Source organism: Yersinia sp. LJYL362, assembly GCF_048323875.1.
This window is the reverse complement of the sequence record NZ_JBLWEX010000121.1, coordinates 1-10,990: the sequence shown is the minus strand read 5'-3', so window position 1 is coordinate 10,990 and position 10,990 is coordinate 1. Positions and strand designations below refer to the sequence as shown.

Sequence of the window (10,990 nt, the reverse complement as noted above, 5' to 3'; positions counted from 1 at the left end):
AATCCAAACGATATGATGCCAGTGTATTCTCTGCCAGATTCCGCTCCAGCCACAGGGCATCAAGAAACTGTTCAATCAGCGGGTTATTTTGCTGTTGCATGACTGTTTCTCTCTTTGATTGGATGGGCAGCCATTATGCCTGATGACAGGACAAATCTGGTACACTCGATGCTATTCCTTATTAGTAATGCTATGGCTATACATCATGAAGATTGGTCTCTTTTACGGCTCCAGCACCTGCTATACCGAAATGGTGGCAGAAAAAATACGCGACATCCTCGGCGAAGATCTGGTTGATTTACATAACTTAAAAGATGTCAGCCCTCGCCTGATGGAAGAATATTCCATTCTGATTCTGGGAATCCCTACCTGGGATTTCGGCGAATTACAGGAAGATTGGGAAGCCGTTTGGCCACAATTAACACAGCTTAATCTCAAGGGAAAGATTGTCGCTATGTATGGTATGGGCGATCAATTCGGTTATAGCGAATGGTTCCTTGATGCTCTTGGCATGCTGCATGACCATATTGCGCCGCTGGGGGTGAAATTTATTGGTTTTTGGCCAACAGATGGGTTTGAGTTTACCAGCCCGAAACCGCTCAGTGCTGACGGTAAACACTTTGTGGGGTTGGCGTTAGATGAGGTTAATCAATACGATTTGAGTGAAGAGCGCATCGAACAGTGGTGTGATCAAATTCTGCTTGAGATGGATGCCCTGCTTTAATCGAATAAACGGGCACCCACAGTGCCCGTTTGCTATACCCGTTTTCACTGGCGCTATTTTACTTCCATAACCGGAACGAGTCTTGCGCACCGCCCTCAGTCGTGGCGACGTCGCCCGATATCACTTCGGCTTTCCCATCGCTATCCGTTGATTCTTCGTCTTTCTGACCAGAAAAACGTTGTGGGGAAGCCACCTGATACCAGTCTAACCGCCGGGTCAGTAACATAACCGCCGCGAGAATAATAAACAGTAAACCCGCACCTAATAACAAAGCATTGTCTTCTGATTGCAATAGTCCAAACAATACGCCGTACAGCAGTAATAGTCCGCTTGCAAATAATGCGCCACGCAACCACCCGCCTAGCACTGCACTTAAATAGATGGCAATCAACATACTGCAACTCAAACTGGCGATAATATAAGCCAGCGTGAACCCTAAATGTTCAGAGAACGCCAGTAACATAAGGTAGAACAAAACCAATGCTGCGCCCACCAGCAGATACTGAATAGGGTGTACACGCAATGACGTCAGGCTCTCGAACAGGAAGAAGCTGAAAAAGGTTAAGCCAATAAATAGAATGGCATATTTAATGGCTCGCTCGGTTAGCTGATAGTGGTCGACTGGTTCAATCAAGCTGGTGGTGAACGCAGGTAGTTGGTCAAAATCAAAACGCACATTATCACCGGCAAAGTTGATATTCATGCTATTCGCCAGCCAGTTACTGCTCCAATGTGCACGGAAGCCTTTTTCATCTACTTTGCGTTGTAATGGCAAAAACTCACCGACAAAATTAGGATGCGGCCAGTTGCTCTGTAACGTCAGTTCACTGCTGCGCCCTACGGGCACAACTGAAAGACTGTTGGTGCCTGCCAGTGTCAGTTTAAAATTAACATCAAATTTGCCCTGGCGAACCTGCTCGATAGTCAGCGGTGCATGCACACCTTGCGCCGTGCGCCCCAGAAATGCCCCCGGTTCGAAATTAATTTTTGCATTGCCCAGACTTAACGGCGAAATCTGCTGGATCCCTCGCGAATCACTCAGTGCCAACACTAATGACGGCATGCCGATGGTGACACCTTCCCGATCTAAATCATCTAGCGAGGAAGATTCAAATTGACCGTGGAAATAGAGTTCCCCCTGATAGACCTGAGCCTGATAAATCCCCAATTGGCGAACTTCAACATCCGGCGCACCAGTGACTGCCATTACCTCCGGCAATAAATAGCGATGGCGGCTCACCCGTTGCCCCTGCTTCTTACCATCAACTTCAGTTTCAATCCATTCGCTGTAAGGCACGACAATCAGCGGGCCAAGGATCTTTTGCGCGCGGCTGGTGCTGTCACTGACTTTGTCGACCACACTTTGGCGATAGCCACTGCGTTCATTGATAACATTCAGCAGCATTTCTTTCGGAATCATCATCAAAAGAATGAGTCCCAATAGCGCGGCTATTTTCCAAAACAGTACGGATTTGAACATGACGTGCTCTCCTTTAAGGTCAGGAGAGCAGCTTAAGCTCGTGAAGTGAAAGGAAAATGAGGTTATGTGAAGTGAAAGTGAAGTCAGCGACTTAAGTGATAGCTAGCGGTAAGGTCAAATGAGCGCACACCCCGTGCGGCTGGCGGTTTTCAAGGGAAACATTCCCTTGATGAATAGCGGCAACTTCGCGCACAAAATTCAGCCCCAATCCGGTACTTTTTGGGCTATTGACCCGCGCTAGCGAATAAAAACGGTCAAAAATCTTCTCTTTGGCATAATCCGGAATGCCACTGCCGGTATCTTCAACGGTAATCAAATATTCATCCGTTTGCCGGGTGCCCCTTACTGTCACTTCGCCACCTGAGGGAGTGAAATCCAGTGCATTATCAATCAGATTGGTTAACGCCTGACTCAGCAATAACCCGTCACCGGTTAATGTCGCGCTATCAGCACAGATTAACCGCAAGTTAATGCCTCGGCTGACTGCCTGAGCTTCTTTGGCTCCCATCGCTTGCTTGATGATGCTGCTTATTTCTATTGGGGACAGTTGCACGTCAACTCGACTTTCTAGTCGTGCCTGTATCAGCATCTTATCCACCAATTGCTGGATACGCGCACTTTGCTGCTCAATATTCATCAGAAAACGCTGAGCCGTAGCCGGCGGTGGAGATTCGCGTAATAGCTCGGCCGCGCCAGTAATCGCTGCCAGCGGGCTTTTCAACTCATGAGTCAGCGTGTGGACATATTGCTCAATATAAGCTTTGCCATCTAATTTAAGCCGCATGCTTTCCAGCGCTCGCGCCAAATCATTCAGTTCGCTGCTGCCCATCACGGGTAGCGCAACATTCTGCCCCTCGGCAACCCGTTCGGCATAATCGACCAGCTTGCCAATAGCCCGGTTGATCCACCAGACAAACCCCAAGCCAATTAGCAGAGCAATCCCCAGTAATACGCCACCCGCCAGCAAGATTTTACGCTCACTACGTTTGATTACCGGAGCCATAGAAATATTGGGTTTGCCCACACTGAGCACCCCAATAATCTTATTCTCGACCATAACCGGAGCGGCCACATACATCACCGAACTTTGTTCGTCGGCAGGATCGGTACGAGTGCTGCGTGCGCCATAATGACCACGTAGTGTCAGCCAGACATCATTCCAGCGCGAATAGTCTTGCCCGACGGCTTTACCGGATGAATCAAAGATCACCCGTCCCTCAGCGTCAGTCAGATAAACCCGGTATTCATTGCGATCCTTCCGGATACCTTCAATATTTGCACCGATTGGTCGCAGATTGAGTGAAGCAAAAGCTTGTGCCAACTGACCACCGGCGACTTTATTTTGCAACATATCCTGGCGGGCGAATTGCGCCAGCAAGGTGGCGGTATCGACCAATGTTCCTTCTGTCGCGCGCCGCACCCCGGGCTTAACTTCTTGCACGAAAATACGAATGACAAAATAACCGGCGATGGCGACTATCAGAAAATAGCCCAGCAACAAACGCACACCTATTTTCATCGGAAATGGCTCATGTTCGATACGTCAGGCTGTAACCCAGCCCACGATGGGTGCGGATTGGCGACTCTTCATCGTAAGTCATACGCAGCTTTGAGCGCAGAGTTTTGATATGGGTATCGACGGTACGATCCTGGCTCTCTTCTGCTTGCGCCCAGACAATATCCATCAATTGCTGGCGTGAAAAGACACGATCAGGTGCCAGTAATAAGGTTTTCAGTAGCAGATATTCATAGCGGGTGAGCCATAAAACCTGTTGATGATAAGTGACTCTCGCCCCCGCTTCGTCCAGAGTGAAATTGCCGAACTGATGCAAGGTGGCAGAAGTAGCCAAGGATTGAGATTTTTGCAGCCGCCGTAACACGGTGCGGACTCTGGCGCTCACCTCACGCGGTGAGAATGGTTTCGCGATATAGTCGTCAGCGCCGATTTCCAAGCCGACAATCCGATCCAGCTCTTCGCTACGCGCGGTTAAAAAAACCACAGGAAGTTCCGGTACTTGGGCCAATATACGGCGGCACAGGTCAAAACCGTTAATATCAGGTAAGCCCACGTCAACTATTGCCAGTGCTGGCGGGCCATTGGCCAAAGCAGCCAGAGCGGGTTCCCCCCGGTCAAACCACCGGAGGGTAAAACCTTCACTTTCCAAGGTATAAATTAAGGTGTCAGCGATACTCGGCTCATCTTCCACCAGCCAGATTAAGGGCTTCATTAATTAATACCTTCATCGGAGCCAAATGAATGGCGCAACAGGAGACACAATTGCCGCCATTCCTCTTCAGACATGCTGTCCGCCGCGAGCCATAAACGCTTACGGGTTGAGCGGTTGCTTGTCTGTTGTAAACTCAATAACACGCCATAACGGGTGATCCACGGCTGCTTAATGACGACCCACTCATGCCGTTTCCATAGCACTATATTGCCGGGTTTCAGCCTGATCTCACCTTGGCAAGACGTAATATTTTTCTGGCTGCGGATACACTCAAACACCACTAATGTCAGTAACACCAACCACAGCGCGGTATAGCCCTGAGGCCAAGGCGCAACCAGCGTCAGTGTGACCAGGACGCCATGAGCTAATAGAGAGAAGAGTTGAGTGTGCCAGGATATCCGCAGGTCACATCGCCACTGGGCCACGGGCTTTATTTCGTGTTTGAATCAGTTTGACCATTTGACGCAGCTCACTATCCTGCGGTTCCCCGTGATTCATCAACCAGTTAAATAAATCTGGATCATCACACTCAAGCAAACGGATAAAAACCTGTTTCTCGTTATCGCTCAAGCCATCATATTCATGTTCAAAAAACGGCATGATAGAGATATCCAGTTCACGCATACCCCGACGGCACGCCCAGTGAATACGGGCTTTATTATCGATTTCCATGTCCTGATTGACTCCTCAAAAAAAGGATACTGATAGGCTAAGGACGGGATTATGCTGTTTTTTCAATCATATTCAGCACTCCGCCATAGAATCTGTGGCTATTGTACCTCAGATATCGTCGAATTCAGATATTGAATAATAATGGTCATTCCGTGGAATTACTGCTTGCAAAGCTACCCGGCTATTTTACCATTGGAGCATCGGTTCACTGTGCCGCGCTGATAGGTACCACTTATCCGCAGGTGCTATTTATTTTAGGTAAACCATGGCTAATAACACTCCATTTGCTGCACAACCACTGGTCGCCTCTTCTGAGCTGCCACTAACATTAATCTCTCTTGATGACTGGGCGCTGGTGACGTTAACGGGCGCAGACCGCGTAAAATATCTGCAAGGGCAAGTCACGGCAGATATTGATGCACTGCCCGCAGATCAGCATGTGCTATGTGCCCACTGTGATGCCAAAGGGAAAATGTGGAGCAACCTGCGATTATTTTATCGTGGCGAAGGATTAGCCTTTATCGAACGCCGTAGTGTGCTTGATAACCAGTTGAGCGAGCTAAAGAAATATGCGGTGTTCTCCAAAGTGGTGATTGCCGCACAACCTGATGCCGTTTTAATCGGCGTGGCGGGCGCGCAGGCAAAAGCTGCGCTGGCGGAGGTTTTCGCCGAGTTACCTAATGTCGAGCACCCGGTAGTACAGCAAGGTGATAGCACACTGTTGCATTTCTCGCTGCCTGCCGAGCGCTTCCTGCTGGTGACCGATACCGAGCAAGCGCAACAGTTAGTGGAAAAACTGGCTGATCGCGCGCAGTTTAATAACAGCAAACAGTGGCTGGCGCTGGATATCGAAGCAGGTTTTCCTATCATTGATACCGATAGCAGCGCGCAATTTATTCCGCAAGCAACAAACATTCAGGCGTTGAATGGCATCAGTTTCAGCAAGGGGTGTTATACCGGGCAGGAAATGGTCGCCAGAGCAAAATACCGTGGTGCCAATAAGCGCGCACTCTACTGGTTGGCAGGTCACGCCAACCGAGTGCCAGCAGCCGGCGAAGATTTAGAGTGGCAATTAGGTGAAAACTGGCGTCGTACCGGTAGCGTATTGGCAGCCGTTGCACTCAGTGATGGCACGGTGTGGGTTCAAGCGGTGATGAATAATGACCTGGCGGCAGACAGTGTGCTGCGCGTGCGTGATGATGAGCAAAGTGTGCTTACGATTCAACCGCTGCCCTATTCATTGGCCGAAGATAAGTAATACACGCTGAGGCCGGTTATCCGGCCCCCTAATCAGACATACAAATAGATCGCCATAAAGTGGCAAACACTGCCACCCAACACAAAGCCGTGCCAAATGGCGTGGCCGAAGCGAATGCGCTTAGAGGCATAGAAAATCACGCCCAACGTGTATAACAAGCCGCCAATCGCCAATAATGCTAACCCGCCAATCTCAAGCTTTACCGCCAGTTGATAAATCACAATCAATGAGAGCCAACCCATCGTCAGGTAAGTCACCAGCGACAACACTTCAAAGCGATGTGCAAAGGCCAATTTGAAAATGACGCCCACCAGTGCCAATCCCCATATCACCGCCATCAAGCCGCGGGCTAACGGGGAGTCCAACCCCACCAATAGAAATGGTGTATATGTCCCAGCGATTAAGATGTAAATGGCACAATGGTCAAACTTCTGTAGCCAGAGTTTCGCCTTGCGATGTGGGATGGCGTGATACAACGTCGAGGCTAAAAACAGCAGAATAATACTGCCGCCATACAAACTATAACTGGTTAACGCCTTGGTATCGGCTCCATTATCTAACGCCTGCACCAATAGAAAAACCAAACCAATAATGCCAAACACTACGCCAATACCATGACTGATGCTATTGGCTATTTCTTCTGCCCACGGATAAGGTGGTGTTGTCGCTACTGTGGGAGTGACCGAGGTCGTAGGTACAGCTGATTTATTCTTCAATACTAATTATCCTGAAAATGAATCGTTATCTCATCCGATGAGCGCAGTAGTTATTCTAAAATTGTACAAAAAGAGTGCGCACAGATTAACTGAGAATAATTCCAGTGTACACGTGTACGCTTAAATATTCTGTCAGTACATGTAACCCGCCGTGTCTGTGGTTCAAATTAGGGTGACAAATCCACTGGGAGCAGCAACACTGCTGCCATGCCAAACGAAGGGTAATAGAGGGTTATTATGTCATTAGCAGTCTTAGATTTTGGTCCACTGACAGAGACTATTCAGTTTCTGATGGAAATCGATAAGCTAAAAGATATTCAGCGGCGCACCAAAGTAATTGCCAGCTTACGTCAGGAAAATTCAGCCGAGCACAGTTGGCATTTTGCCGTAGCGGCAATGAGTCTGGCTCCCTATGCTGGCCCAGACGTCGATATCAATCGCGTGATAAAAATGGCGCTGCTGCACGATATTGTCGAAATCGATGCCGGTGATGTGATTGTTTATGATTTGGCGGCCAGAGCCGCTATTCATGAGCAAGAGGTCGCTGCCGCCAGGCGCTTATTTGGCCTACTGCCACCCGCATTAGGCGCACAATTTACTGCGCTGTGGAATGAGTATGAAGCGGAAGAAACTGCCGAGGCGCGTTTTGCGACGGTGCTGGATCGCATTCTACCCATGCTGATTAACCTGCATACCGAGGGACAAAGTTGGATAGAAAATGGTATTCAGCTACAACAGGTACTGGAGCGTAACCAATTGGTTGCCGAATGCTATCCTGAGATTTGGCAGCATTTGCTGCCACAGTTGCAGGCGGCACAGCAAAAAGGTTGGCTGAAGTAACTGAATACTCGCTTATTTCCCGCCGGCTAAATCCAATACACTGCCAGTGACATAAGAGGCATGGTCTGACAGCAACCAGACGATTGCCTCTGCCACTTCTTGTGGATGCCCGCCGCGTTTCATTGGCAGTAAGCTTTTTACCCGATCAACTCGCCCCGGCTCACCGCCGCTGGCATGTATATCGGTATAGATTAAACCCGGACGAACGCCATTCACTCGGATGCCCTCTGCCGCCACTTCCAATGATAAACCGGTGGTGAGTGTATCAATAGCCCCTTTGGAGGCGGCATAATCGAGATATTCACCGGGAGCGCCTAGACGGGCTGCGGCAGAAGAGACATTAACAATCGCACCGCCATTACCACCGTGGCGCAATGCCATGCGCTTGACAGCTTCGCGGCTACATAAAAAGTAACCCGTCACATTGGTGCTCAATACCCGATTAATGCGTTCAGCAGTTAACCCTTCGATACCCGATTGGGTAAACAAAATGCCGGCATTATTGACCAGTGCGGTGATCGGTCCGAGCTGGGCTTCAAGTTTTTCAAATAGTGCAACTACTTGCAGCTCATCAGCAATATCGGCTTGTAACGCCACCGCTAACCCACCGCCAGCGGCGATTTCTGCAACTACCTGTCGGGCAGCTTGTTCATCATTGATATAATTTACCGCAACCCGATAACCGTGCTTTGCTAATAGCAATGCCGTGGCACGGCCAATGCCACGACTGCCCCCTGTCACTAACGCGACTTTTTTATGCATCCCTCGGCCCCTGCTCAACCATGAATTTTTTGCCAAATTAGCACCCCAACCAGCACCGAATTATTCATTTGTAGCGGCGGTGTACGCAGTGTCAAACGGTCTTCCTCAAATTGATAATAGCGAACCTGCTGACTTCCTACCCAATTGGGAAATAAACTGCCTTCAACAATATGTGTGACGGTCGCAAGCTGTTCATCAATTTCATATCGGCCAAAATAGGTCAATGCACTGAGAAAGGCATTTTTTATTTCAGTATCACTGCCTTGCAACCAATCTTCAGAGGCAAACTTTGTTCTGCCGCTACTGTACAGTTGGGCAGCCATCGTGCCTTGTTTTTCATAATTAATCCGACCAGACATCCCCTGCCCCATCGGATAATGAATGCTGTTATCGGGTAAAACAAAGTGCTGCGATACCAGTGACCAACTACCGATAAATTGAGTACTAACCATAAATAATCACGCTCACTATTTGTATAACGAAAAATAAGCGTAGTCATTGATAAGGGTGGATACCAATTATCGCCATGATATAAACAGCAAAAGGGCCGCTTGCGCGACCCTTTGTCATTTACTGCATGTATTTATTGGTAGTCACTGATAGGTACGCATGAGCAGAACAAATTACGGTCACCGTACACATCATCCAGACGTTTCACGCTCGGCCAGTATTTATTCTCCATCACACCTGCCACCGGGAATACCGCCAGCTCACGGCTGTACGGATGCTGCCACTCACCGACCAGCTCAGCTTGAGTATGCGGCGCATTCACCAACGGGTTGTCTTCCAGTGGCCATTCACCACGAGCCACTTTCTCGATTTCCGCGCGGATAGCCAGCATGGCGTCGATAAAGCGGTCTAACTCAACTTTACTTTCTGATTCAGTCGGTTCCACCATCAGCGTGCCCGCCACCGGGAAGGACATGGTTGGCGCATGGAAGCCGAAGTCGATTAAGCGCTTGGCGATATCCATCTCGCTGATACCTGTTGCTTCTTTCAGTGGGCGAATATCTAAAATACATTCGTGCGCCACACGGCCATCATGGCCGGTATACAGCACCGGATAGGCCTCTTTCAGGCGAGTTGCAATGTAGTTGGCATTCAGAATCGCGACCTGACTGGCTTGTTTCAGCCCATCAGCTCCCATCATACGGATGTACATCCAGCTGATAGGCAAGATTGACGCACTACCAAATGGGGCCGCCGAAACCGCGCCCTGTTGGGTCGTCATACCATCAATTTGCACCACACTGTGGCCCGGAACAAACGGTGCTAAATGTGCTTTAACACCAATCGGCCCCATACCTGGGCCACCACCGCCGTGTGGAATACAGAAGGTTTTATGTAAGTTCAGGTGAGAAACATCCGCGCCAATATAGCCCGGTGTGGTTATTCCAACCTGCGCATTCATGTTTGCGCCATCGAGGTAAACCTGACCACCAAACTGATGCACAATCTGACAAACTTCGCGGATGGTTTCTTCGTACACGCCGTGAGTCGACGGGTAAGTCACCATAATACAAGAGAGTTCATCACCTGCTTCACCCGCCTTCTGGCGCAAGTCGTGCAAATCGATATTCCCTTGCTTATCACAGGCCACCACCACTACTGACATACCGGCCATTTGTGCCGATGCCGGGTTGGTGCCGTGAGCCGAGCTTGGGATCAAACAGATATGGCGGCTCGCCTGATTGCGGCTTTCATGGTAACGGCGAATCGCCAGTAACCCTGCATATTCGCCTTGCGCGCCAGAGTTTGGCTGCATACAAACCGCATCATAACCGGTCAGTTGCACCAACCATTGTGACAGTTGACCAATCATTTGCTGATAACCCGCAGCTTGTTCCGGCGGGCAGAAGGGGTGCAATTCAGCGAACTCCGGCCAGGTTATCGGGATCATCTCAGCGGCGGCATTCAGCTTCATGGTACAAGAGCCCAGCGGGATCATTGCCTGATTCAGTGCCAAATCTTTGCGTTCTAAACGATGCATATAACGCATCATTTCGGTTTCGCTGTGATAACGATTAAATACCGGGTGAGTCAGAATGGGGTCCTGGCGCAACATGCCCGTTTGAATTGACTGGCTATTCTGGCTGACTTTGGCATCAAGCAGGTCAATATCGAGACCGTGGTTATCACCGACTAACAAGGTGAAAAGAATTTGAAGATCTTCACGCGAGGTCGTTTCATCCAGCGTGATACCTACTGCGCCATGAATATCAGTTCGCAGATTAATACCAAAACTCAATGCGCGGGCCAATACAGCAGCTTTGTCTTTCACTTCGACAGTCAATGTATCGAACCAATGGG

At 49.3% G+C, this 10,990-nt stretch carries 13 protein-coding genes; 3 read left to right on the top strand and 10 right to left on the bottom strand.

Annotated elements, in window-relative coordinates; all coding sequences use genetic code 11:
• Window positions 1-100: site-specific integrase (locus tag ACNSO8_RS05500; RefSeq protein WP_418393803.1), on the bottom strand; the 100-nt coding region annotated here is incomplete at its 3' end.
• Window positions 101-205: 105 nt separating this feature from the next.
• Between ACNSO8_RS05500 and fldB the strand changes: the two genes are divergently transcribed.
• Window positions 206-724: a flavodoxin FldB gene (fldB, locus tag ACNSO8_RS05495; protein WP_019078984.1), complete on the top strand. Its 519-nt coding sequence runs from the start codon at window positions 206-208 to the stop codon at window positions 722-724.
• A gap of 58 nt (window positions 725-782) precedes the next feature.
• Here the strand turns inward: fldB and creD are convergent, their stop codons facing one another.
• The 5 genes from creD to sdhE form a co-directional block, all read right to left on the bottom strand.
• Window positions 783-2,204, bottom strand: a complete 1,422-nt coding sequence (creD, locus tag ACNSO8_RS05490; RefSeq protein WP_418394040.1) for a cell envelope integrity protein CreD — start codon at window positions 2,202-2,204, stop codon at window positions 783-785.
• 91 nt (window positions 2,205-2,295) lie between these two features.
• Window positions 2,296-3,723 (bottom strand): two-component system sensor histidine kinase CreC, encoded by a 1,428-nt coding sequence (creC, locus tag ACNSO8_RS05485; protein ID WP_418394039.1) that lies wholly within the window; start codon window positions 3,721-3,723, stop codon window positions 2,296-2,298.
• Window positions 3,724-3,733: 10 nt separating this feature from the next.
• A complete protein-coding gene (gene creB / locus ACNSO8_RS05480) occupies window positions 3,734-4,432 on the bottom strand; it encodes a two-component system response regulator CreB (RefSeq protein ID WP_011817024.1) in 699 nt (232 codons plus the stop codon).
• Window positions 4,432-4,857 (bottom strand): protein YgfX, encoded by a 426-nt coding sequence (locus ACNSO8_RS05475; protein ID WP_046050300.1) that lies wholly within the window; start codon window positions 4,855-4,857, stop codon window positions 4,432-4,434. Before ACNSO8_RS05475 ends, creB begins: the two co-directional genes overlap by 1 nt.
• Entirely contained in the window at window positions 4,838-5,104 is a 267-nt protein-coding gene (sdhE, locus tag ACNSO8_RS05470) for an FAD assembly factor SdhE (protein WP_004390965.1), read from the bottom strand. The genes ACNSO8_RS05475 and sdhE overlap by 20 nt, the downstream gene beginning before the upstream one ends.
• A gap of 265 nt (window positions 5,105-5,369) precedes the next feature.
• Here sdhE and ygfZ point away from each other — a divergent pair, with 265 nt between their 5' ends.
• Window positions 5,370-6,362, top strand: a complete 993-nt coding sequence (ygfZ, locus tag ACNSO8_RS05465) for a tRNA-modifying protein YgfZ (RefSeq protein WP_418394038.1) — start codon at window positions 5,370-5,372, stop codon at window positions 6,360-6,362.
• 32 nt (window positions 6,363-6,394) lie between these two features.
• On the opposite strand, the gene trhA is transcribed toward ygfZ, so the two are convergent.
• Window positions 6,395-7,078 carry a PAQR family membrane homeostasis protein TrhA gene (gene trhA, locus ACNSO8_RS05460; protein WP_019078989.1) on the bottom strand — a complete coding sequence of 228 codons (684 nt, stop codon included), beginning with the start codon at window positions 7,076-7,078 and terminating at the stop codon, window positions 6,395-6,397.
• Between the two features lie 237 nt (window positions 7,079-7,315).
• Here trhA and ACNSO8_RS05455 point away from each other — a divergent pair, with 237 nt between their 5' ends.
• Window positions 7,316-7,918, top strand: a complete 603-nt coding sequence (locus ACNSO8_RS05455; protein WP_011817027.1) for an HD domain-containing protein — start codon at window positions 7,316-7,318, stop codon at window positions 7,916-7,918.
• Between the two features lie 12 nt (window positions 7,919-7,930).
• On the opposite strand, the gene ACNSO8_RS05450 is transcribed toward ACNSO8_RS05455, so the two are convergent.
• The 3 genes from ACNSO8_RS05450 to gcvP form a co-directional block, all read right to left on the bottom strand.
• Window positions 7,931-8,680: an SDR family oxidoreductase gene (locus ACNSO8_RS05450; protein WP_019082406.1), complete on the bottom strand. Its 750-nt coding sequence runs from the start codon at window positions 8,678-8,680 to the stop codon at window positions 7,931-7,933.
• A gap of 14 nt (window positions 8,681-8,694) precedes the next feature.
• A complete protein-coding gene (locus ACNSO8_RS05445; RefSeq protein WP_019082405.1) occupies window positions 8,695-9,132 on the bottom strand; it encodes a lipocalin-like domain-containing protein in 438 nt (145 codons plus the stop codon).
• 131 nt (window positions 9,133-9,263) lie between these two features.
• On the bottom strand, window positions 9,264-10,990 hold a 1,727-nt coding region (gcvP, locus tag ACNSO8_RS05440; RefSeq protein ID WP_418394037.1), incomplete at its 5' end, for an aminomethyl-transferring glycine dehydrogenase.